Annotated in this window: 20 protein-coding genes and 1 pseudogene; 11 read left to right on the forward strand and 10 right to left on the reverse strand. The window is 66.3% G+C overall.

From position 1 onward, the window contains the following. From ACXJMY_RS27410 to ACXJMY_RS27430, 5 genes and pseudogenes are all read right to left on the reverse strand, one after another. Nucleotides 1-102 (reverse strand): annotated as a pseudogene (locus tag ACXJMY_RS27410) (autotransporter outer membrane beta-barrel domain-containing protein); the annotation flags it as partial. 323 nt (nt 103-425) lie between these two features. Beyond that, nucleotides 426-2,300: a glutaminase A gene (glsA, locus tag ACXJMY_RS27415; RefSeq protein ID WP_456622471.1), complete on the reverse strand. Its 1,875-nt coding sequence runs from the start codon at nt 2,298-2,300 to the stop codon at nt 426-428. A gap of 182 nt (nt 2,301-2,482) precedes the next feature. Further along, nucleotides 2,483-3,694 (reverse strand): MFS transporter, encoded by a 1,212-nt coding sequence (locus ACXJMY_RS27420; RefSeq protein ID WP_456622472.1) that lies wholly within the window; start codon nt 3,692-3,694, stop codon nt 2,483-2,485. Then, nucleotides 3,694-4,557 (reverse strand): 3-deoxy-8-phosphooctulonate synthase, encoded by an 864-nt coding sequence (gene kdsA / locus ACXJMY_RS27425; protein ID WP_456622473.1) that lies wholly within the window; start codon nt 4,555-4,557, stop codon nt 3,694-3,696. The genes ACXJMY_RS27420 and kdsA overlap by 1 nt, the downstream gene beginning before the upstream one ends. A 118-nt stretch (nt 4,558-4,675) precedes the next feature. After that, nucleotides 4,676-5,002, reverse strand: a complete 327-nt coding sequence (locus ACXJMY_RS27430; protein ID WP_456622474.1) for an NIPSNAP family protein — start codon at nt 5,000-5,002, stop codon at nt 4,676-4,678. A gap of 197 nt (nt 5,003-5,199) precedes the next feature. On the opposite strand from ACXJMY_RS27430, the gene ACXJMY_RS27435 reads away from it, so the two are divergent. From ACXJMY_RS27435 to ACXJMY_RS27445, 3 genes are all read left to right on the forward strand, one after another. Continuing rightward, nucleotides 5,200-5,874: a response regulator transcription factor gene (locus ACXJMY_RS27435; protein ID WP_456622475.1), complete on the forward strand. Its 675-nt coding sequence runs from the start codon at nt 5,200-5,202 to the stop codon at nt 5,872-5,874. Further along, nucleotides 5,871-7,247, forward strand: a complete 1,377-nt coding sequence (locus ACXJMY_RS27440; RefSeq protein WP_456622476.1) for a sensor histidine kinase — start codon at nt 5,871-5,873, stop codon at nt 7,245-7,247. Before ACXJMY_RS27435 ends, ACXJMY_RS27440 begins: the two co-directional genes overlap by 4 nt. Nucleotides 7,248-7,350: 103 nt before the next feature. Then, a complete protein-coding gene (locus tag ACXJMY_RS27445) occupies nt 7,351-8,013 on the forward strand; it encodes a class I SAM-dependent methyltransferase (RefSeq protein WP_456622477.1) in 663 nt (220 codons plus the stop codon). 5 nt (nt 8,014-8,018) lie between these two features. On the opposite strand, the gene ACXJMY_RS27450 is transcribed toward ACXJMY_RS27445, so the two are convergent. The 3 genes from ACXJMY_RS27450 to tpiA form a co-directional block, all read right to left on the reverse strand. Further along, the gene (locus ACXJMY_RS27450) at nt 8,019-9,650 is read right to left on the reverse strand and encodes a CTP synthase (protein ID WP_456622478.1); all 1,632 of its coding nucleotides are present in this window, start codon (nt 9,648-9,650) and stop codon (nt 8,019-8,021) included. A gap of 166 nt (nt 9,651-9,816) precedes the next feature. Next, entirely contained in the window at nt 9,817-10,203 is a 387-nt protein-coding gene (gene secG, locus ACXJMY_RS27455; protein ID WP_456622479.1) for a preprotein translocase subunit SecG, read from the reverse strand. A 139-nt stretch (nt 10,204-10,342) separates the two neighbouring features. Continuing rightward, entirely contained in the window at nt 10,343-11,098 is a 756-nt protein-coding gene (tpiA, locus tag ACXJMY_RS27460; RefSeq protein ID WP_456622480.1) for a triose-phosphate isomerase, read from the reverse strand. Between the two features lie 232 nt (nt 11,099-11,330). Between tpiA and ACXJMY_RS27465 the strand changes: the two genes are divergently transcribed. From ACXJMY_RS27465 to moaC, 4 genes are read left to right on the forward strand one after another with little or no spacing between them, the layout of a single operon-like run. Continuing rightward, the gene (locus tag ACXJMY_RS27465; RefSeq protein WP_456622481.1) at nt 11,331-13,229 is read left to right on the forward strand and encodes a SurA N-terminal domain-containing protein; all 1,899 of its coding nucleotides are present in this window, start codon (nt 11,331-11,333) and stop codon (nt 13,227-13,229) included. 18 nt (nt 13,230-13,247) lie between these two features. Next, entirely contained in the window at nt 13,248-14,261 is a 1,014-nt protein-coding gene (gene trpD, locus ACXJMY_RS27470) for an anthranilate phosphoribosyltransferase (protein ID WP_456622482.1), read from the forward strand. A 7-nt stretch (nt 14,262-14,268) separates the two neighbouring features. Beyond that, nucleotides 14,269-15,090, forward strand: coding sequence for an indole-3-glycerol phosphate synthase TrpC (trpC, locus tag ACXJMY_RS27475; RefSeq protein WP_456622483.1), 822 nt, complete (start codon nt 14,269-14,271; stop codon nt 15,088-15,090). Between the two features lies 1 nt (nt 15,091). Next, entirely contained in the window at nt 15,092-15,610 is a 519-nt protein-coding gene (gene moaC / locus ACXJMY_RS27480; RefSeq protein ID WP_456622484.1) for a cyclic pyranopterin monophosphate synthase MoaC, read from the forward strand. 11 nt (nt 15,611-15,621) lie between these two features. On the opposite strand, the gene ACXJMY_RS27485 is transcribed toward moaC, so the two are convergent. After that, nucleotides 15,622-15,759: a Flp family type IVb pilin gene (locus tag ACXJMY_RS27485; RefSeq protein WP_456622485.1), complete on the reverse strand. Its 138-nt coding sequence runs from the start codon at nt 15,757-15,759 to the stop codon at nt 15,622-15,624. A gap of 107 nt (nt 15,760-15,866) precedes the next feature. Between ACXJMY_RS27485 and ACXJMY_RS27490 the strand changes: the two genes are divergently transcribed. After that, complete coding sequence (locus tag ACXJMY_RS27490) at nt 15,867-18,602, forward strand: bifunctional diguanylate cyclase/phosphodiesterase (protein WP_456622501.1); 2,736 nt, start codon at nt 15,867-15,869, stop codon at nt 18,600-18,602. A gap of 309 nt (nt 18,603-18,911) precedes the next feature. Beyond that, nucleotides 18,912-19,667 carry an SDR family oxidoreductase gene (locus ACXJMY_RS27495; RefSeq protein ID WP_456622486.1) on the forward strand — a complete coding sequence of 252 codons (756 nt, stop codon included), beginning with the start codon at nt 18,912-18,914 and terminating at the stop codon, nt 19,665-19,667. A 76-nt stretch (nt 19,668-19,743) separates the two neighbouring features. Here the strand turns inward: ACXJMY_RS27495 and ACXJMY_RS27500 are convergent, their stop codons facing one another. Then, a complete protein-coding gene (locus ACXJMY_RS27500; protein ID WP_456622487.1) occupies nt 19,744-21,081 on the reverse strand; it encodes a S41 family peptidase in 1,338 nt (445 codons plus the stop codon). A 309-nt stretch (nt 21,082-21,390) separates the two neighbouring features. Here ACXJMY_RS27500 and ACXJMY_RS27505 point away from each other — a divergent pair, with 309 nt between their 5' ends. Continuing rightward, entirely contained in the window at nt 21,391-22,518 is a 1,128-nt protein-coding gene (locus ACXJMY_RS27505) for an alpha-hydroxy acid oxidase (RefSeq protein WP_456622488.1), read from the forward strand. 14 nt (nt 22,519-22,532) lie between these two features. Further along, a complete protein-coding gene (locus tag ACXJMY_RS27510; protein ID WP_456622489.1) occupies nt 22,533-23,156 on the forward strand; it encodes an HAD family hydrolase in 624 nt (207 codons plus the stop codon). The last annotated feature ends 105 nt before the right edge of the window (nt 23,157-23,261 follow it).

Genomic DNA, 23,261 nt, shown 5'->3' on the forward strand with positions numbered 1-23,261 from the left:
TCACCAGGCGTATCGCACCACGCCCTTGCCTGCGTAGGAGCGCGTGACGGACGAAAACTCGCCCTCGAACGAGCCGGCGGCGGACCAGCCGGTGAGCCATTTCTGATCGAGAATGCCCGCCGCGCGGGTCGCCAGCCGCCTGCCCCAGCCATTCCAAATTCCAAAGCGCAATTCGATGCTATGCGATGCGATTCATTGCCGATTATTTCGAACGGGAAAGAATTAGCTGCTTCGCGGCCGACGGACTATCGGCGACATTTTTCGTCACCGGCCCGGCCGCCAATTTTCCGCGGTGGTGTGATTGCGCGGCAACAGATGGTTACATATTTCCTGGGCACGCGGAGAACTGCGGGCGGTCTCCGCCGTCTTGCGGGCGCTTGGCAAGCACAAGGCCGGCGTCGTTCGCTCAAGACACGTTCCCCGCCCTAATAAGCACTCAGCAAATCCACCTTCGCATTCGCGAGCACCAGCCGCCGCGCCAGGATCGCGGCGAGATTGCGCATGATCTTCAGCGACGTCTCCGGGTGCAGGCGGCGATAGTCGGCAAAGCTGTCGAGCGGGAGCTCGAGGCAGGTCACCGGCGTATCGGCAAACACGTCGGCGCTACGGCCTTGCTCCAGGATCGCCATCTCGCCGAACTCCATGCCGGGACCGAGCGAGGCCAGCCGCACGCCGCTGCGCAATTTGACGCTGACCATGCCGCTTTGCAGGAAGAACAGCGAATTGGCGGGCTCGCCGGCGGCGATGATGCGCTGGCCGGCGGTGTAATGGCGCGTGGTCGAGAGCTTGACGATCGCGGCGATCTCGCCGGCGTCGAGCTCGGCGAGCAGCGCCTGCTCGCCGAGCTGGGCGCTCTCCTTCACGTCGGTGAAGCCGCCGAAACGATAGATCACCTGATCCTCGGCCCATTCGATGGCGTCGTCGAGCAGCGGAAAACGCCGCAACCTGCGCGGCTCGGCCGTGCGCGCCGAGATCGCCGTCCACAGCGCCGAGCTGTCCTCGAACCCGGACAAGATGGTGGTGACGCCGGCATTGCCGAGCGCCGTCAGTGTCTCGCCGAGCAGCTCGGCGCCGGCCGCGGTGATGTCGGGGACGCGGCGGAAGTCGATGATCAACAGCGGCGCGTTGGGCGGCTCACTGGTCAGTCTTCGCGTGACATAGTCGATGGTGCCGAAACTGAGCGCGCCGACCAGCTCAAGCACACGGATGTCGCTGTGGCGCTCGTCCAAAATCTGCTGCTCGTGCGGCTGGCGGCTGCGGCGCGAGGAGATGCCGTAGATGTCGTAATCCGCCATGATGCTGGTGCGGACGTCGGCATTGCGGTTGAGCATGTGCAGGTCGAACCGCGCCGACAGCGCCTCGCAGACCTTGAGGCCGCGCACGCTGTTGAAGTGATCGTCGAGCAGCGGCGAGAAGGTGCCGAGCCCCATCTGCGACGGCAGCGCCGCGACGATGCCGCCGCCGACGCCGCTCTTGGCGGGAATGCCGACGCGATAGGTCCACTCGCCGGCATAGTCGTACATGCCCGAGCTCGTCATCACCGACAGCGTGCGCGCGACGATGTGCGGCGTGATCACCTGCACGCCCGTCACCGGATTGATGCCGCGATTGGCGAGCGTTGCCGCCATCACCGCCAGATCGCGCGCGGTCACCAGGATCGCGCATTGGCGGAAATAAACGTCGAGCACCGCGTCGACGTCATCCGGCAGCACCGCGTAATTCCTGAGCAACCAGGCAATGGCGCGGTTGCGATTGCCGGTGGCGGTCTCGGACGCATGCACGGCATCGTCGACGCCGAGCTCACGGCCGGCGAACTGGCTGAGCTTGGAGCGAACCCGCTCGAAAGCGCCCTTCCCGTCCACCCCGTAGATCAGGCCCGAGCAGGCGATCGCACCGGCATTGACCATCGGGTTGAAGGGACGGTTGTCGTTGGTGAGCCGGATCGAGTTGAAGGCCTCGCCGCTCGGCTCGACGCCGATCGTGGCCGCGACGCGCTCCTCGCCCACCATCTCCAGCGCCAGTGCGAACACGAAGGCCTTCGAGACCGACTGGATTGTGAACGGCACCGCGCTGTCGCCGACCTCGTAGACGTGGCCGTCGATGGTGACGAGCGCGATGCCGAAATGACCGGGGTTGGCACGCTTCAACTCGGGAATGTAGTCGGCGAGCTCGCCCGAATTGTCGACCCGGAATTCCTCGTGGCAATCGGTCAGGAAGCGCCGCAGCGGTGGCCTCGTGGGGTACCCGCTCAATCGGGTCACGCCGGCTGCGCTGGGCGAACGGGTGGGCTGGGCGTCCACGGTCTCACACCTCGATTTGCTCAAGATGGAAGCAATACGCGTGCCATGCATACCGAGGGCGGCCGTGGCACGGTGACGCGAAGAGGATGGCGCGGACGTCGTGAGCAAGGCAACGGCAGGCTGCGAGCACGATGGTAGGGAATTGGCGGTTACCTCCAGCGCGTCAAACCACGCTGTCAGCCTCAGGCCCGCGCGTCGGAGGGTGCCCGCTGCTTGAGCAGCCGGGCGCAGACGAGACCCAGCACCACCATGATCGCTGCGCTCGTCACCAGGGTCGGCACCTTGCCGCCATGCTGCAGGCCGAAGCCATAGGCGAGCGGCCCCACCGTCTGTCCCATGAAGAAGAAGAACGAATGCAGCGACAGCGCGGTGGCGCGCGCCTCGACCGAGAGCTCGCTGGCAAAGACCTGGAGGCAGCCATGGGCCATGTAGAAGCCCCATCCCATGACCACGAGATTGAGCGTCTGAACCTCCCAGCGCAGACCGAAGGCGACGGCAACGAGCTGCGAGGCGACCAGCGTCATGCCGGCGATCATCATGCCCTTGACGCCGAGCCACGGCAGCATGCGCGACACCGTCATCGTGTAGAACAAGCCGCCGACGGCGAACCCCGCGATGACGATGCCGGCGATCGACAGCGAGGTCTGTCCGAGATCGAACAGGAACGAGGCGATGTAGGGAAACAGGCCGAGCACGCAACAGCCTTCGACGAACACGGCCGTGTAGCACACATAGGCATTCGGATTGGTGAAGATGGTGCGGTAGCCCGCCTTCAACGCCGACAGGCTCGTCTTCGGCGGATGTTTGATCTTGGCGCCGTGAAAGCCGGCGGCGACCGCGATCGAGGCGACGATCCCGAGCGCGCCGAGCACCGCCAGCACGCCGCGCCAGCCGAGGAAGTCGCCGATCAGGCCGGAGGCCGAGGCGCCGAGCAGATTGCCGGTCATCGCTCCGGCGAGCGTGCGGCTGATCGCAACCTGCCGCTTTTCCGGCCCGACGAGCTCGCTGGTGAGGCTCAGCGCGATCGGAAACACGCCGCCGGAGCCGATGCCGGCAAGGATGCGGCTGGCGAACAGCAGCGAGAACGAGGTCGAGAGCGCGCCGAGAATGTTGGCAAGGCCAAGCAGCGCGAGGCAGCCGATCATCAGCCGCGTCTTGCCGAAGAGATCGGCGGCAGCGCCAACCAGCGGCTGGATGATCGAGAAGGTGAAGGCGAACACCGCGGCAAAGCCTGCAGCGGTTGCGATGCTGACGCCAAAATCCTCGGCGACATGCGGCAGCACCGGATCGAGCGCGCGCGCCGAGAGCGCTGCGGCGAAGCTTGCGCCGGAGATGACGTAGAGCGCCGCCGGCAGGCCGTGATCGTGCGGCCGCGCCTCGCTTGGCTGCTGCATCAGCGCGCGCCGGCCTTGACGGAATCCTTTGCCAGCGCGTCGAAGGCCATCAGCGTGCGGATGAGCCCCTCGAACTCGCGCAGCGGCACCATGTTGGGCCCGTCGGAGGGCGCGCGGTCGGGATCCGGATGGGTCTCGATGAAGACGCCGGCAACGCCGACCGCCACGGCCGCGCGGGCCAGCACCGGCACGAATTCGCGCTCGCCGCCGGAGGAGGTCCCCTTCCCGCCCGGCTGCTGCACCGAATGGGTCGCGTCGAAGATCACGGGCGCGCCGGTGGTGCGCGCCAGGATCGGCAGTGCGCGCATGTCCGAGACCAGCGTGTTGTAGCCGAACGATGCGCCGCGCTCGGTGACGAGCACGTTGGGATTGTTCGCGTTGGTGATCTTGGCGACCACGTTCGCCATGTCCCAGGGCGCCAGGAACTGGCCCTTCTTGACGTTGACGACCTTGCCGGTGGCGGCCGCCGCCAGCAGGAGATCGGTCTGCCGGCACAGGAAGGCGGGAATCTGCAACACGTCCACCGCCTGCGCCACGTCGGCGCACTGCGCGGCATCATGCACGTCGGTCAAGACCGGCAGGCCGAGCGTGGAGCGTATCTCCGCGAAGATCGGCAGCGACTGCGCGAGCCCGAGGCCGCGCGCGGCCGACGCGCTGGTGCGATTGGCCTTGTCGAACGAGGTCTTGTAGACGAGGCCGACCTTCAGCCGCGCGCCGATCTCCTTCAGCGCGGAGGCCACCTCCAGCGCATGCTGGCGGCTTTCGAGCTGGCACGGCCCGGCAATGATCGAGATCGGCAGATCATTGCCGAATTTGACCGTGCCTATGGTAACGACCGGCGCCGCTGAATTCGAAGAGCCCAAGGCCAAATTTCCCTCGTTTCGCCGCGACCATAGCGACGATGGGGGTCCGATCAACCCCATTCGGCCCGGGCTATCAGAATATCAGGGTTGCGCCAGAGTTCCTCGCGCCGAAATGGCGTTATTTCACCGCCGAGAAGGCCGTCGGCGTGAGGAGCTGGCTGACGATGTTGCCAACGATCTGGCCGTCGGCTTCGGACTTCACACGCGCCTCCGTCCAGTCCGGATCGGTCACGAACGCACCCCACTTCTTCTCGCGCTCGGCGAGCGACTCCCAGGCCAGGAAATAGGTCAGGTCCTGGTTGGATTCGCCGATCAGCGTGGTGAAGAATCCGGCCTGGCGGATGCCGTGCTTCTCCCACAGCTTCAGCGTGGCCGTCTCGAACCGCTTCAGCAGCGCCGGCAGGCGGCCGGGCACGCAGCGATAGATGCGCATTTCGTAGATCATTCTTGTTCCTCCCTGATGACGTCGGCGGGTTATAATGGCTGACCGTGACGGTGTCTTGGGCCCTGCCCGAGGAGGCCCGCGGCGTCTGGCGCATGGCTGCCGGCCCGTCCGCAGCCATCACGTCGCGCCCGGTTCCCGCAATGCTGCGGCAATGATACTGGCGCTAGAACGGCTTGGTTGGGGCGCAGGTCGGGATCATGCGGATTTTACTCGTCGAGGATGAGGCGGAGATGGCCGGAGCGCTGACATCGGCGCTCAGGCGGTATGACATGATCGTCGATCACGTCCCCACGCTTGCGGAAGCGGAAGAGGCCATTTCCGCCGACGTCCACGCCGCCGTCCTGCTCGACCGCCAGCTCCCCGACGGCGACGGTCTCGCCCTGATCCCGAAACTGAGAGCGCGCGCCGACGGCGTTCCAATCATCGTCCTGACCGCGCGCGGCGAGCTCGCCGACCGTATCACCGGGCTCGACAGCGGCGCCGACGATTATCTGGCAAAGCCGTTTGCAGTCGAAGAGCTGCTGGCGCGGCTGCGCGCCGTGTTGCGCCGGCCCGCCGGGCTGCAGCCGGACGTCATTCGCGCCGGCCACCTCGCCTTCGACGTCGGCCATCGCGAGGCCAGCATCGACGGCCAGCCGTTCGAGCTGCCGCGCCGCGAGCTCCTGGTGCTCGAAGCCTTGATCCGCCGCATGGGCCGGACCGTGCTGCGCTCGGCGCTGGAAGAGGCGGTCTACAATTTCGACGACGAGATCCAGTCGAACGCGCTCGACACGCATATCTCGCGGCTGCGCCGCAAGCTCGCCGAGGCGAATGCCGGTGTCGAGATCCACGGCATCCGCGGCGTCGGCTATCTCCTGAAGAAGCTGCCATGAGCAAGCATGACGATCCCTATTGCCTGCGCTCGCGGCTGAGCTGGCGCCTGCTCTCGCTCCAGGCCGCGCTGCTGATCGCGCTCGTGGCCGTCGTCGTCGGAGCATTGTGTGCGTCCGGCTTCGTGCTCGCCGAGCGCGACGAGGATCGCGTGATCGACGTGGTGCAGCACGCAGTCGCGCGTGACGCGCAAGGCGGCCTGACGCTGCGACCGACGCGCGAGCTGGAGCAGTTGCGCGCGACAACGCCCGACCTCTGGTTCCTGGTCCGCGACAGGCAGGGACATTCGCTCAGTGAAGGCGCCGTGCCGGCCGAATTCGCCGCGATCGGCGGCGGCCTCGACCAGATCAGCCAGGCGCGGCTCGGCTGGCAGCTTTTCGAGGACGATCCGCGCAAGCCGGCGGCGCGGCTGAAGCGGGTCGACACCGCCGCCGGCAACGTGCAGATCATCACGGCGACGCAAGGCAGGCTCACCGGCGCCAAGGCGCTGGTCATGACGTCGCTTGCGTTTCTCGGCCTCGCCCTGCCCGGCCTGCTTCTGATGGGAACGGCGACCTTCATCGCGACACCGATGATCGTGCGACGCGCCTTCAAGGGGCTCGATACGACGGCGGACCAGGCGCGGCGCATCGATATCCATCAGCGCGGCGCACGGCTGTCGGTGGACCGGATTCCGCTGGAGGTCGTGCCGCTCGTGACCGCGGTCAATGACGCGCTGGCGCGGCTCGACCAGGGCTATGCCCGCCACAAGCGTTTCGTCGCAGATGCCGCACACGAGCTGCGCACGCCGATCGCGATCCTGAACACGCGGCTGGAGTCGCTTCCATCGGGACCGGACAAGACCCGTCTGCTGGAGGATGCCGCGCGGCTGGCAACGCTCGCCGAGCAATTGCTGGACATCCAGCGGCTCGACCGCTGCGGCCATCCGTTCACGCGCGTCGACCTCGTCCAGGTCGCGCAAAGCGCGGCCGCCGATCTCGCACCGCTGGCGATCGCCGCAGGCTACGAACTAGCGCTCGATGCACCCGCGACGCCGATCGAAACGATCGGCGATGCGGCCGCGTTGGAGCGCGCGCTGACCAACCTCGTGCAGAATGCGATCCAGCACGGCCCTCGCCGCGGCACCATCGGCATTCGCGTCAGCCGGCCTGCAAGCATCGAGGTCACGGACGAAGGCGCCGGCATTCCGGCCGATCAGCGCGAACAGATCTTCGAGCCGTTCTATCGGCTGACGCCGCGCGATCGCGGCGCCGGCCTCGGCCTCAACATGGTGCACGAGATCGTGCTCCTGCATGGCGGCCACGTCTCGGTCGCGGACGGTCCAGACGGCGGCGTGTGCTTCAAGATGACGTTGCCGCCGACCCGCGAGAATTGACGCAATCGGCGTGCTGCGCGCAATGCTGTCGCAATGCACTCCGGCGACTCTTCGGCCGCCTCACCTCTGATGTGCGAGGCGCAACCAAGATGCCGGAGTGCGCATGCCCAACGATTTCCTCTCCTTCTTCCTGTCCTGGATGTCAGCCCCGCGTCGCGTCGGCGCGATCGCGCCGTCAAGCGCGGCGCTGGCCGATCTCATCACCCGCGAGATCACCGCATCGACCGGCCCTGTTCTCGAGCTCGGCCCCGGCACCGGCGCGTTCACCTACAAGCTCCTCAAGCGTGGCGTGCGCCAGCAGGACCTCACGCTGATCGAATACGGCTCCGACTTCATGAAGCTGCTGCAAATGCGCTTTCCCGGCGCACGCGTGCTGTGGATGGACGCGGCGCGGCTGACGACGGAGCGCCTCTATGAGGGCGCGCCCGTCGGCGCGGTCGTCAGCGGCCTGCCGCTGCTCAACATGTCGACGCGCCAGGTCGTCTCCATCATCGGCGGCGCCTTCAGTTACGTCCGCCCGGGCGGCGCCTTCTACCAGTTCACTTACGGCATGAGTTGCCCGATCCCGCGGCCCGTGCTCGACCGGTTGGGCTTGCGCGCAAAGCTGGTGGATCGCGCTTTGCTGAACATGCCGCCGGCCGCCGTCTACAGGCTGACGCGGCGGCCACAGATGAAGATCGTCGCGGGATCGCTGGCGCCCGTCGCTTCAGCGCGGGTCGCCCTGGAGCCGATGCATCACGTGCGCGACTACTCAGCCGCGCCTTGAGCCGACTACACCAGCCGGCTCTGCACCATCGCCGCCTGAATGAACGAGGCGAACAGCGGGTGCGGCTCAAACGGACGCGACTTCAGCTCGGGGTGGAACTGCACGCCGATGAACCAGGGGTGATCCTCGTACTCGACGATCTCCGGCAGCACACCGTCCGGCGACAGGCCCGAGAACTTCAGGCCGTGCTGCTCGAGGCGGTCCTTGTAGGCGGTATTGACCTCGTAGCGGTGGCGGTGACGCTCGGAGATTTCGGTGGCGCCGCCATAGACCTGCGAGACCCGGCTGCCGCGATTGAGCGCCGCCGGATACGCCCCGAGCCGCATCGTGCCGCCGAGATCGCCGGCCTGCGTGCGCTTCTCGAGCTCGTTGCCGCGCAGCCATTCCGTCATCAGGCCGACCAGGGGCTCCTTGGTCGGACCGAACTCGGTGGAGTTGGCTTCCTCGATGCCGACCAGGTTTCGTGCGGCCTCGATCACCGCCATCTGCATGCCGAAGCAGATGCCGAAATACGGCACGTCGCGCTCGCGCGCGAACTGCGCCGCGCGGATCTTGCCTTCCGCGCCGCGCTGGCCGAAACCGCCGGGCACCAGGATGCCGTTGACGTGCTCGAGGAACGGCGCGGGATCTTCCTTCTCGAAGATCTCGCTCTCGATCCAGTCGAGATTGACCTTCACCTTGTTGGCGATGCCGCCATGCGAAAGCGCCTCGATCAGCGACTTGTACGCATCCTTCATGCCGGTGTACTTGCCGACGATGGCGATGGTGACATTGCCTTCGGGATTGCGGACGCGCTCGTTGATGCGCTGCCAGCTCTGAAGCGCCGGCGGAATCCGCGAGCCGATGCCGAAGGCGGCGAGCACTTCGTCGTCGAGGCCTGCGTTATGATAGGCCTCGGGCACGGCGTAGATGTTGTCGACGTCGCGCGCCTCGATCACGGCGCTTTCGCGCACGTTGCAGAACAGGCCGAGCTTTCGCCGCTCCTCCTTCGGGATCTCGCGGTCGGTGCGGCACAGCAGGATGTCGGGCTGGATGCCGATCGAGCGCAGCTCCTTCACCGAATGCTGCGTCGGTTTTGTCTTCAGCTCGCCCGCGCTCGGGATGTAGGGCAGCAGCGTCAGGTGGATGTAGACGGCGTGATCGCGCGGCAGCTCGTTCTTGAGCTGGCGGATCGCCTCGAAGAACGGCAGGCCCTCGATGTCGCCGACGGTGCCGCCGATCTCGACCAGCACGAAATCGTAATCGTCGTTGCCGGAGAGGACGAATTCCTTGATGGCGTTGGTGACGTGCGGAACCACCTGGATGGTCGCGCCGAGATAATCGCCGCGGCGCTCCTTGGAGATGATGTCCTGGTAGATCCGGCCCGTCGTGATGTTGTCGGCCTTGGTCGCAGGCCGCCCGGTGAAGCGCTCATAGTGACCGAGATCGAGATCGGTCTCCGCGCCGTCATCGGTCACGAACACTTCGCCGTGCTGATACGGCGACATCGTTCCGGGATCGAGGTTGAGATAGGGATCGAGCTTGCGGAGGCGGACCTTGTAGCCCCGGGCCTGCAGCAGGGCACCGAGTGCCGCTGAAGCCAGACCCTTGCCGAGCGAAGAAACCACGCCGCCGGTGATGAATATGTACCGCGCCATGGGACTTAACCTCTAATCCCTCGAATCCGATTCGCCAAAGCGATTCGTATTCCGCCCCAAAAAATCTACGGGCCTGTGGGTGAACCGAAACTGAGAGTGGTGACAGAGCCTTGATGGGGATTGTTGATGCAGGACGCTAGTCGCCGTCCTGCATGGCCCCCCTGCTTTATTGCGAGCGCGGCACCTGCGGGCCGGTCGGAGCCGGCGCCTGCTGCTGCTCGTCCGCCTTCTTCAGCGAATCCAGGATGCCGCCCGAGGTCGGCGGCGCGATCGGCGCCCCTCCGGCCGGCTGGCCCTGCGTGGCCGGCTGGCCGATGATCGACGAGGGCTTGCGGTCGTAGCCGGCGTACCAGGACAGGAACAGGCTGGTGAGGAAGAAGCCGGCCGCCAGGATCGCCGTTGTCCGCGACAACAGATTCGCGGTGCCGCGGCTCGACATGAAGCCGGCGCCTCCGCCCATGCCGAGACCGCCGCCTTCCGACTTCTGGAGCAGGACGGCGCCGATCATGACGGCAACGATCATAAGGTGGATGACGATGACAACAGTCTGCATAGTGCCCTTCCGTCACAAGCCGACAGCGCCGGTGCCGGCAGCCGATCGCGCTTCGCGGGTTTTCCTGAAGTTGCGCGGTGTTACACGATCGGAAACGGCATTGCCACCCCCGATCCGTCGGGCCGCGCACCGACGTTAGCTAGGGGCAGCCCCTGGCAATCGCAAGGAAATCGGCCGCCTTCAGGCTGGCGCCGCCGACCAGCGCGCCGTTGACGTTCTTGACCGCCATCAACTCGGCCGCATTCGAGGGCTTGACCGAGCCGCCGTAGAGGATGCGCATCCTGGCACCGGCGTCCTTGAACCGGGAGGTCAGGAATTCGCGGATAAAGCTATGAATCTGCTCGACATCCTGGGACGTGGGGGTCAGGCCGGTGCCGATCGCCCAGACCGGCTCGTAGGCCACGACCAGATTCGCCGCCGTGGAGCCGTCCGGCAGCGAGCCGTCGAGCTGGCCGCGCAGGATGTCCAGGGTCTGGCCGGCATCGCGCTGGGCCTGGGTTTCGCCGATGCAGACGATCGCGATGACCCCGGCCCGCCAGGCCGCTTCGGCCTTCTGCCGCACCAGGGCGTCGCTCTCGCCATGGTCGGCGCGGCGCTCGGAATGGCCGACGATGATGGCTGTCGCACCCGCGTCCGCCAGCATTTCGGCGGCGATATCGCCGGTATGGGCGCCGGCGGCCTTGAGATGGCAATCCTGCGCCCCGACCGCGACCGCCTTGCCGCCCGCCTTGTCGGCGAAGGCCGCTATCAGGGTCGCAGGCGGGCAGACCAGCAGATCGGCCTTGCCGGCCACCTCTGCCGCACCATTGAGCATGGCGTCGAATTCGGCAGTCGAGGCCTTCAGGCCATTCATTTTCCAGTTGCCGGCGATCAGCGGTCGGATGGCGTCGGTCATGTCAATTTCCAGCAGAATTGGGCAAGGGACGATTGCGCATGCGCTAGCAGAGCTGCCGCGGCAGTTCCAGAGACCAGGGGCTTTTAACCGCAGGGATCGAGAGCCGCCTGACCTGAGGTTGCGGGGGGAAAGCCGCCACTTTATGATGATCTATCAATTTGGTGACGCGCTTTTGCGGAATCTGCATTAAGACGCGCTCCCGTTCCCCTCCTGACCAAACAAGTTGGACCAAATGCTTCGAGGAATGCGCAAGGCCTCATCAAACTGGCTCGGCAAGACCATTATGGCCGTGGTGATGGGCGTGCTGATCGTCAGTTTCGGCGTTTGGGGCATCGCCGACATCTTCAAGGGCTTCGGGCAGTCCACGGTGGCCAAGGTCGGCAGAACCGAGATTTCGCTGAACGAATTCCGGCAGATCTATACCGACCGCCTACAGCAGATCAGCCGCCAGTTCGGCCGGCCCCTGACCCCTGACCAGGCCCGCGCGTTCGGGCTCGACCGTCAGGTGCTCCAGCAGACGATCGCGGAAGCCGCGCTCGATGAAGAGGCGCGCCGGCTCGGGCTCGGCCAGTCCGACGAACAGATCCGCCAGTTCATCATGAACGATCCGAACTTCAAGGGCGTCGGCGGCAATTTCGATCCGAACCGCTTCCAGGCCGTGATCCGCAATTTCGGCTACACCGAGCAACGCTACGTCGCCGACCAGCGCAAGGTGTCGCTGCGCCGGCAGATCACCGGCACGATCGGCGCCGGCCTCGAGCCGCCGAAGGCGATGATCGACGTGCTGACGCGCTTCCAGAACGAGCAGCGCGCGATCGAATTCGTCAGGCTCGACGCCGCGCAGGCAGGCCCCATCGACGCGCCCTCGCCTGAGGCGCTCGCCGCCTATTTCGAGGATCACAAGGTCCAGTTCCGCGCGCCCGAATACCGCAAGATCTCCTTCGTCGTGATCTCGCCGGAGGAGATCGGCAAGTGGACCGAGGTCTCCGACGAGGACGCGAAGAAGCTGTTCGAGCAGCGCAAGGACCGGCTCGGCACGCCGGAGAAGCGCCAGATCCATCAGATCGTATTCCCCAACGCCGCTGACGCGCAGGCTGCGCGCGAACGGCTTGCCGGCGGGCTGTCGTTCGAGGATCTCGGCAAGGAGCGCGGGCTGAGCGCGTCCGACGTCGATCTCGGGCTCGTGACCAAGTCCGCGCTCGACCCCGCGGTCGGAGACGCCGCCTTCGCGCTTCCCGCAGGCGAGATCAGCCAGCCGATCCAGGGCCGCCTCGGCACCGCGATCGTCAAGGTCGACAAGATCGAGCCGGGTGTCGAAGCGAACTACGCCAGCCTCGCCGGCGACATCAAGCGCGAGATCGCCACCGAGCGCGCGCGCATCAAGGTTGCGGAGCTCCGCGACAAGATGGAGGACGAGCGCGGCGGCGGCGCCAGCGTGATCGACGCGGCGCAGAAGCTCGGGCTCACGGCCGTGACCGTCGACGCCGTCGACCGCTCCGGCCGCGCCCCGAACGGCCAGCCCGTCGCCAACATCCCGCAGGGGCTCGACGTGGTGTCGCAGGCCTTCAACACCGATGTCGGCGTCGACAATGATTCGATCGCGTTTCGTGGCGGCTATGTCTGGTACGACGTGCTCGCCATCACGCCCTCGCGCGACCGCAATCTCGACGAGGTGCGCGACCAGGTCGAGGCGCGCTGGCGCCAGGACCAGATCGCCGCCAAGCTCAAGACCAAGGCGACCGAGATGGTGCAGAAGCTCGAACTCGGCGGCAAGCTCGCGGATGAAGCCGCAGCAATCGGCGCCAAGGTCGAGACCGCGACCGGCTTCAAGCGCGACGACTCGCCCGCCGGCGTGCCCGCGACCGTGGTTGCGGCCGCCTTCCGCACCGCCAAGGACGGCGTCGGACAGACGCCCGTGAGCGGCGGCAGCGAGGTGATCGTCTTCCGCGTCACCGACATCGTCGAACCCGCGGCCGACGCCGCCTCGGACGCCGTCAAGAAGCTGAAGGACAGCCTCGACCGCGCGCTGACCGAGGAGCAGGTCGCCTCCTACGTCAACAAGCTCGAGACCGACATCGGAACCACCATCAATCAGGCCGCCTTCGCGCAGGTGACGGGCGCGAACCAGTAAAGCAGTTGAAAGCACGCGATGGACGACCTGAAATCGATCATTGGAAAAGTGGCGACCGGCGCCAGCCTGTCGCGTGACGAAGCGGCATCCGCCTTCGACGCCATGATGTCCGGCGAGGCCACGCCCTCGCAGATGGGCGGCCTCTTGATGGCGCTGCGGGTGCGCGGCGAGACCGTGGACGAGATCACCGGCGCGGTCTCGGCGATGCGCTCCAAGATGCTCACCGTGACGGCACCCCCCGAAGCCGTCGACATCGTCGGCACCGGCGGCGACGGCTCCGGCTCGGTCAACGTCTCGACCTGCGCCTCCTTCATCGTCGCGGGCGCCGGCCTGCCCGTGGCCAAGCACGGCAACCGCGCGCTGTCGTCGCGCTCGGGCGCCGCCGACGTGCTGGCCTCGCTCGGCGTGAGGATCGATCTCAAGCCCGAGCAGGTCGGCCGCTGCGTGCGCGAATGCGGCATCGGCTTCATGTTCGCCCCGGCGCATCATCCGGCCATGAAGAATGTCGGCCCGACCCGGGTCGAGCTTGCGACGCGCACGATCTTCAACCTGCTCGGACCGCTGTCCAACCCGGCCGGCGTCAAGCGGCAGATGGTCGGCGTGTTCTCGCGGCAATGGGTGCAGCCGCTGGCGCAGGTGCTGAAGAACCTCGGTTCGGAATCCGCCTGGGTCGTGCACGGCTCCGACGGCCTCGACGAGATCACCCTCACCGGCCCGACCTTCGTCTCTGCGCTCCACAAGGGCGAGATCAGGAATTTCGAGGTGACGCCGGAGGAAGCCGGCCTGCCGCGCTGCGAGGCAAGCGCGCTCAAGGGGGGCGACGCCGACGCCAATGCGATCGCGTTGCAGGCCGTGCTTGACGGCAAGCCGAGCCCCTATCGCGACGTGGCGCTGATGAACGCCGCCGCCGCGCTGGTCGTGGCCGGCCGCGCCAAGGATCTCAAGGAAGGTGTGGCGATCGGCGCAAAATCGCTCGACAGCGGCGCGGCGAGCGCGCGGCTGAAACACCTGATCGCGGTCTCCAACGGCTGAGCTTCCCATGTCCGACATCCTGACCAAGATCGAAGCGTATAAGCGCGAGGAGATCGCAGCCGCCAAGCGCGCGCGGCCGCTGTCGGCTGTCGAGGCGACGGCGAAGGCGCAAGCCGCACCGCGCGGCTTTGTGCGCGCGATCAAGGCCAAGCATGCCAATGGCGACTACGCGCTGATTGCCGAGATCAAGAAGGCCTCGCCGTCGAAGGGGCTGATCCGCGCCGATTTCGATCCGCCGCTGCTCGCCAGGGCCTATGAGGCCGGTGGCGCCGCCTGCCTGTCGGTGCTGACGGACACGCCCTCGTTCCAGGGCCATCTCGACTTCATGGTGGCAGCGCGCGCGGCGACATCGCTGCCGGTGCTGCGCAAGGACTTTCTGTTCGACACCTACCAGGTGGCCGAGGCGCGCGCGCATGGCGCCGATTGCATCCTCATCATCATGGCCGCGCTCGACGATGCGACCGCCAAGGATCTCGAAGACGCCGCCATCGCCTACGGCATCGACGTGCTGATCGAGATCCACGACCGCGCCGAGCTCGACCGGGCGCTGAAGCTGCGTTCACCGATGATCGGCGTCAACAACCGGAACCTGCGCACCTTCGAGACCACGCTTGCGACCAGCGAGGCGCTGGCGCCGCTGATCCCGTCCGAGCGGCTGATGGTCGGCGAGAGCGGCATCTTCACGCCGGCGGACCTGGCCCGGCTCGAACGCGTCGGCATGTCGACCTTCCTGGTCGGCGAGAGCCTGATGCGGCAGGCCGACGTGGCCGCGGCGACCCGCACGCTGCTCGCGCGCGAGACCACGCCGCGCGCCACGGGTACGCGCTGACATGGCGCGCAAGCCCGCCGCAGCCAAGCCATCGAAAACGAAGGCCGGCCCTGCCCTCACCCATATCGGCGCCTCCGGCGAGGCGCGGATGGTCGATGTGTCGGACAAGCCGGCAACCGAGCGCCTTGCGGTCGCTGAAGGCCGCGTGATCATGAGCAAGGCGACGCTTGATCTGATCGTCTCCGGCAACGCCAAGAAGGGTGACGTGCTCGGCACCGCGCGCATCGCCGGCATCATGGCGGCCAAGCGCACCTCGGAGCTGATCCCGCTCTGCCACCCGCTGGCGCTGTCGAAGGTCACGGTCGACATCGAGCCCGACGCCAAGCTGCCGGGCTGCCTCGTCCGTGCCAGCGTGAAGGTGACGGGCCCGACCGGCGTCGAGATGGAGGCGCTCACGGCTGTTACGGTCGCCTGCCTCACCATCTACGACATGATCAAGGCGGTCGAGCGCGGCGTGCGTATCGAGGCCATCCATCTGGTCGAGAAGCTCGGCGGCAAGTCGGGCCACTACCGCGCCTGAGCGCCGCGCGATCACTTCAGCGACGAGCTGATCGATCCGAATTTTGCGTTGAGCTTGCTGCCCATGCCGTTCACGACGGTGATGATGGCAAGCGCGATGCCCACCGCGATCAGGCCGCTCGTCGCTTGCATTTGCGCGCGCCAATTCATCCTGCATTAACCGCGCTTCCTAACTTTGCCTCCATTCCGTTCCCGTAAACCAACGGGTGTTCCCGGGCTCAAGAACTGATCCTGGCGTGTGCACGACAGCGATCGAGATCATGACGAAATTCGGCAGTCGCCTCCTCGACCAGGCCGCGCTCGCGCGCAGCGGGCCGATCCGCTGGCTGGTCGTGGGCGGGATATTCCTGATCGCCGCGATCGCCGTCGGCGCGACGCTGATGGCGCAGAATTTCCGCGAGCGCGCGCTGCGCAACAGCGGACGTGAGCTGGAAAACACCGTGCTGCTGCTCGCTCACCATTTCGATCAGCAATTGCAGGATTTCGCGGTCATCCAGAAGGATTTCGTCGACCACGTCCACGCCACCGGCATCAACAGTGCAGAGGACTATCGCAGGCGCCTCTCCGGCCAGGACGTTCACCGGATGCTGCGCTCGAAGATCGAGGCGCTGCCCTATATGGGCGGCGTCAACGTCATCGATGCCGAGGGAAATCTGATCAACTCGTCGACCGCTTGGCCGGCCCCGAAGGTCAACGTCGCCGACCGGGCCTATTTCCGGACCTTCAGATATGATCCCCACTCCCCCGACGTCCTGATCGAGCCGGTGCACAGCCGTATCTCGGGCGCCTGGACCATCCTGATCGTGCGCAGGGTGCTGGGACCGAACGGCGAGTTCCTGGGCGTCGTCGGACGCGGCATCGAGCCCGCCAATTTCGAAAAGTTCTTCGAGTCCGTCGTGTTGGGCGAAGGCGCAACGATTTCGATGCTGCATCGCGACGGCACGCTGCTCGCCCGCTACCCCAATTCCGGTGAACTGATGGGACGGAATTTCAGGAACGGCTCGTTTGAGCAGCAGCGGATCTTCGGTCTCGATCATTTCGCCGGCCGCTTCATCAGCCCCGTCGACGGCGAGGACCGTCTGATCTCGGCGCGCGGCCTGCCCCACTTCCCGATCCTGATGATGGCGACCACGACGCGCGCGGCGGCGCTGACGGACTGGCGCGAGCAGATCGTCATCCTGATCTCGGTCGCAGGCGCCTCCGCGCTCGCCATCGCCGGCGTGCTGATCGCGATCGTGCGCAAGCTGCTCGAGCAGCATCGTCTCTCGCGCGAGCGGCTGATGCTGGAGAAGCAGCGCCTCGACCGCGCGGTCAACAACATGACGCAGGGCCTGCTGCTGTTCGATGCCTCGCAGCAGCTCATCGTGTGCAACCAGCGCTACGTCGAGATGTACCGGCTGTCGGCCGAAATCGTGAAACCCGGTTGCAGCTTCCGCGACATCATCGCGCATCGCAAGGCGACAGGCTCCTTCACCGGCAACGTCGACGCGTATGTCGCGCGTGTGCTGCGCGACATCCATGTGCGAAATTCCATGGTGGTCGACACCGCCGACGGCCGCTCCATCCAGGTCGTCAACGAACCGCTCACCGACGGCGGCTGGGTGGCGACGCACGAGGACATCACCGAGCGGCGCCGCACGGAAGAGCGCATCACCCACCTCGCCCATTACGACGCCCTGACCGACCTGCCCAACCGCACCATGTTCCACGAGCATCTGCGCGAGGCGCTGGCGGACACCGTCCATGGCGATGAACTCGCGGTGCACTACATCGACATCGACGAATTCAAGGGCGTCAATGACGCGTTGGGACATCTCGTCGGCGATGAGCTCCTGAAGTCAATTGCGTCGAGCCTCAACCGCTGCGCCGGTCCGACAGATTTCGTGGCGCGGCTCGGCGGCGACGAGTTCGCCATCGTGCAGAGCCCGGTGACCTCGGTGGATCAGGTCAACGACCTGGTCGCGCGGGTCTTCGAAGCCATCCGCGCGCCGTTCGACTGCATGGGCCATCATCTCACCACCGACGCCAGCATCGGCATTGCGCTTGCGCCACGACACGGGACGGCGCTGGACCAGATCCTGAAGAACGCGGACATGGCGATGTACGCCGCCAAATCCGCCGGACGGCGCACCTATCGCTTCTTCGAGCCGGAGATGGACGCCAAGGTCCGCGAGCGGCGGCAGCTCGAGACCGACCTGCGCTACGCCATCGCCCAAGGCGGGCTTGAAGGCGGCCTCGAGGTCTACTACCAGCCCTGCCTCAGCCTGAAGGACGATCGCATCACCGGGTGCGAGGCGCTGGTGCGCTGGCGCCATCCCGAGCGCGGCATGGTCTCGCCGGCGGAATTCATCCCGATCGCCGAAGACACCGGCCTGATCAACGAGATCGGCGAATGGGTGCTGGCGACCGCCTGCCGGGACGCAGCGACCTGGCCCGACGACATCCGCCTCGCCGTCAACGTCTCCCCGGTGCAGTTCAAGAGCGGCACGCTCGCCCTGAAGATCGTGGCGGCGCTCGCCGCCTCCAACTTCCCGGCGAGCCGGCTCGAGCTCGAGATCACCGAGGCGGTGCTGATCCGTGACGACGACGTCGCGCTTGCGATCCTGCATCAGCTCCGCGCCATCGGCGTGCGCATCGCGCTGGACGATTTCGGCACCGGCTACTCATCGCTGAGCTATCTGCACCGCTTCCCGTTCGACAAGATCAAGATCGATCGCTGCTTCGTCAACGACATCGCCGGCCCCGACGGCTCCGCTAGCATCGTGCAGGCCGTCGTCAACCTCGCCAGCGCCCGCCGCATGACCACCACGGCCGAAGGCGTCGAGACCGAGGAGCAGCAGCGCCTGTTGCGCACGCTCGGCTGCTCCGAGATGCAGGGTTATCTGTTCAGCGCCGCGAAACCGGCCGACGAGGTGCTGGATCTGTTCGCGCTGCATCGCAGCCGCCTCGCCCAGCGCGGCGGCGCGGAGAGCCGCCGGCGCGAGGCCGGCTAGGCCTTCGCTCCGCCCTTCAGGCTTGATCGTTACGCCCAGCCAATGTATCTCCACCGTGCAGCTGCCGACACGGCACTGCCGTAGGCGTTACCGTCATCCAACGCGTCCTTTGTCGAGAGGATCCCAGCTGGGAGTTCTCGATTCACGAGACGCCACGGTCATGCCATCACTCTCCCTGCTTGCACATCCGTTCAAGACGCCTCTTCCGGCACGCCTCACACGCGCCGCGATGTTTGCTGTCCTGTCGGATGGCTCGCCATTGGGAGTTTCCAAGGTTGCCGTGGCCCTCAACTCCATTGAGAGGCAACCATGAAGATGACTGGCAATACGATCCTCGTCACCGGCGGCACCAGCGGAATCGGCCGCGCGCTGTCTGAGGCTTTCCACGACCGCGGCAATCGCGTCATCGTTACAGGGCGACGGCAGGCCCTGCTCGATCAGATCACGGCTGAACGCCCCGGCCTGATCGGCCTACCGCTCGACCTAGACGATTCCGCGAGCCTGCCCCGCTTGTCGACCCAAATCCGCACACGCTTCCCCGAGCTCAACGTGCTGGTAGCCAATGCCGGTATCTCGCGAGCGGAGGACATGACGGCCGACGGCTGGGATGCCGCGGATGCGGAGGCCATCGTGGCGACCAACATTCTCGGCGTGCTGCGGGTGACGGCGGCGTTCCTGCCGCTTCTCAAAGGACAGCCGCATGCGACGATCATCGCGACCAGCTCGAACCTCGCCTTCGTGCCCCGCGCCGACTTCCCGACCTACTGCGCCAGCAAGGCATTCCTGCACTCCTGGCTGCAGTCGCTGCGGCATCAGCTCCGCAATATCCCGGTCGAGGTGCTGGAGCTCGCGCCGCCTTATGTGCAGACCGAGCTCACCGGCGCACAGCAGGCGAGCGACGCGCGCGCCATGCCGCTCGACGCGTACATAGCGGAAGTCACGCAATTGCTGGAGCTGCGGGTTCATCCCCGCGACGAGGTGCTGGTCGAACGCGACCGCGCCCGCCGCTGGGCCGAGCGTGACGGCCGCTACGAGGCGACCTTTGCAGCGATGAATCCAAGCTGAGACAGCGTCCCAAAACGAATTCGCCCGGAAGCGGTCATCCGCTCCCGGGCGATAGGTGTCTGGAAATCGTAAACGCTTAGTTCGGCACCGCGGTCTTCGGCGCCGGCTTCGCGGCCGCGGCGTTCACGGTGACGCCGTGCAGGAAGTCGTAGGCCGCATGCAGCGCCTTGTCGTCCTTCTCTTCGGGCGGAACATAGGACTGCGATCCCGTCTGCTCGGTGCCGTCGGGGGCCGAGAGATGGCCGCGCATCGAGGCCTCGCCCATGGTGTCGACGCGGCCCTTCAGCTCGGCCGGCACGTCCTGGAGGATCTCGATGTCGGGTGCGATGCCCTGCGCCTGGATCGAGCGGCCCGACGGCGTGTAGTAGCGCGCCGTGGTCAATGCCAGCGCGCCACTGCCCGCGCCGAGCGGAATGATGGTCTGCACCGAGCCCTTGCCGAACGAGCGCGTTCCGATCAGCGTCGCGCGCTTGTGGTCATGCAGCGCGCCCGCCACGATCTCGGAAGCCGAGGCCGAACCGCCGTTGACCAGCACGATCAGCGGCTTGCCCTTGGTCAGGTCGCCGCCATGCGCGGTGAAGCGCTGGGTTTCCTCCGGATTGCGGCCGCGGGTCGAGACGACCTCGCCACGCTGAAGGAATGCGCTGGACACCGAGACCGCCTGGTCGAGCAGACCGCCCGGGTTGTTGCGCAGGTCCATCACGTAACCGGCGAGCTTCTCCGGCGGGACCTCCTTGGAGATCGAGGCGATTGCCTTCTTCAGACCGTCGGTGGTCTGCTCGTTGAACGAGGTGACGCGGATATAGCCGATGTCGCCGTTCTCGACGTGGAAGCGCACCGGGCGCACATGGATGATCTCGCGCGTGATCGCGACGTCGAGCGGGGCATCGGCCCCCTTGCGCACGATGGTGAGCTTGGTCTTGGTGTCGACCGGGCCCTTCATCTTGTTGACGGCCTGCTCGAGCGTCATGCCCTGCACGGCGTCGCCGTCGATCTTGCTGATCAAGTCGCCCGACATGATGCCGGCCTTGGACGCCGGCGTGTCATCGATCGGCGAGACGACCTTGACCAGGCCCTCCTCCATCGTCACCTCGATGCCGAGCCCGCCGAATTCGCCGGAGGTGGTCTCCTGCATCTCGGTCCAGGCCTTGTCGTTCATGTAGCGCGAATGCGGATCGAGCGAGGTCACCATCCCGGTGATCGCGCCTTCGATCAGCTTGGAATTGTCGGGCTTCTCGACATAGCTCGCCTTCACCCGCTCGAACACCTCGCCGAACAGATTGAGCTGGGAATAGGCGTCGTCCGCGCCAGCCGCCGCCCGTGCCGCCCATAATCCGCTCTGCGGACCGGATGCCAAAAGGGTCAGACACGCTCCGGTGAGCGCGCCCAGTGGGAACAGCAGGGTTTTCCGCATGGGTAGGCTGGCCTTTTTGCTCTAGCGGTTCTGTTGGGGCTTGGAAGCCGCCATGCAAATGGCGATCCAGCCAGCTTCTCACAATACCAATCTGGTTTCTTCAAGGCCGGCCCGCCCGTCCGGCGGGTACACCGCAAAAATCCCTTCGCCCGGGCCTAAACTTTTGGCAACGTTCGCGGACCGCCTCGCGCAGGGCGGGAATCGGTCGACCGGTCCACGCCTCGCAGCCATGCGATTTTAGGATAGTTTTGGCGCGCCGGACGGGATAGGCGATGGCATAAGGCTTCAAATTCTCGGGAGGACACAACAATGAACGAAGCGCTCCGGCCGCAACGGAACGTCGAACTCGGCGCCAGCAACGAGCCGTTCCAGAACCTGCACGAATTCATCCGGAAGGCGCGCTCCAACCTCAACCAGAACGCCTGGGACTACATCATCGGCGCCGCCGAGACCGAGACCACGATGCGCCGCAACCGCATGGCGCTGGACGAGATCGCGTTCCGCCCGCGCGTGCTGCGTGACGTGCGCAAGATCGACGGCTCCGTCGAGCAGTTCGGCCGCAAGATGCGGCTGCCGGTGGTGCTGGCCCCTGTCGGCGCGCTCGAAATCTTCGATCCCCATGGTGCTGCCAGCGTGGCACGCGGCGCCGGCGCCTTCGGCGCGGCGCACATGCTGAGCTCGGTGTCCGAGCCCGGCCTGGAGAAGACCGCCGAAGCCGCCCCCGATGCGCTGCGCCTGTTCCAGCTCTATGTCCGCGGCGACGATGACTTCGTCGCGGATGTCGTCAGCCGCGCCGTGAAGCACAGCTACGCCGGCTTCTGCCTGACCGTCGACACCGCCCATTACAGCCGTCGTGAACGTGACATCGCCAAGCGCTACGTTCGCGAGAGCCGGCTGCGCGCCACCGGCGGCGATTTCCAGAAAGGTCTGGAGTGGCGGACCGTGAAGATGATCAAGGACAAGTTCAAGATCCCGCTGATCCTCAAGGGCATCGCCACCGCCGAGGATGCGCAGATCGCGGTCGATCACGGCGTCGAATGGATCTACGTCTCCAACCATGGCGGCCGCCAGCTCGATCACGGCCGCGGCGCCATGCATGTGCTGCCCGAGATCGTCGAGGCGGTGAAGGGCCGCGCCAGGATCATGGTCGACGGCGGCTTCTGCCGCGGCACCGACATCGTCAAGGCGATCGCGGCGGGCGCCGACCTCGTCGGCATCGGCCGGCTGCAATGCTGGGCGCTGGCGGCCGCCGGCGAGGCCGGCGTGACCGGAATGCTGGAGCTCCTGGAGGACGAGGTGCTGCGCTGCCTCGGCCTGTTGGGGGCCACCTCGTTCGCCGAGGTGAACAAGTCCTGCCTGCACCCGGCAACCGCGACAAACCCGCCGAGCGTGTTCAGCGCGTTCCCGCTGTTCCACGACGAGCCCTATCGCTACTGACCTGAAAGGACGCAATGACATCGCTCTCTCCGGGAGCCGCGGATGCGCTTCTGTTCGATCTCGGGCGCGTCGTGCTCGACATCGATTTCTCCAAGGCGATCGCCTGCTGGGCGGGACATGCCGGCTGCAAGCCCGAGGCCATCGTCGCGCGCTACGTGCGCGACGATGCCTACCGGCTGCATGAGGTCGGCAAGATCAGCGACGAGGACTATTTCGCCTCGCTGCGCGCCTCGCTCGGAATCGGCATTTCGGATGCGCAGTTCCTCGAAGGATGGAACGCGATCTTTGCCGGCGAGATGCCCGACATTGCGGAGCTGCTGCCGCGCGCGGCCAGGCAGATGCCGGTCTACGCCTTCTCCAACACCAACCGTCCGCATGTGGACTATTTCTCGAGAGAGTATGCCGACCTGCTCGGCCATTTCCGCGAGCTGTACCTGTCGTCCAGCATCGGCCTGCGCAAGCCGGATGCGGCAGCCTTCGACCATGTCGTGGCGGCGATCGGCGTGCCGGCAAGGCGTATCGTGTTTTTCGATGACCTCGCCGAAAACGTCGAGGGGGCGCGGGCGTGCGGCCTGACCGCGGTGCATGTGACGTCGCCCCGCGACGTCGGAGACGCGCTCAAGGCGCTGGGAATCTGATCCAGGCGCATGGGCTGGCGGGTGGAACCGGGAGTTCCCCGGAACCCTTGGCTCGAACCTTGGCTCGAACCTTGGCTCGAACCTTGGCTCGAAAATGAGGAACCA

The organism is Bradyrhizobium sp. P5_C12, assembly GCF_054049735.1.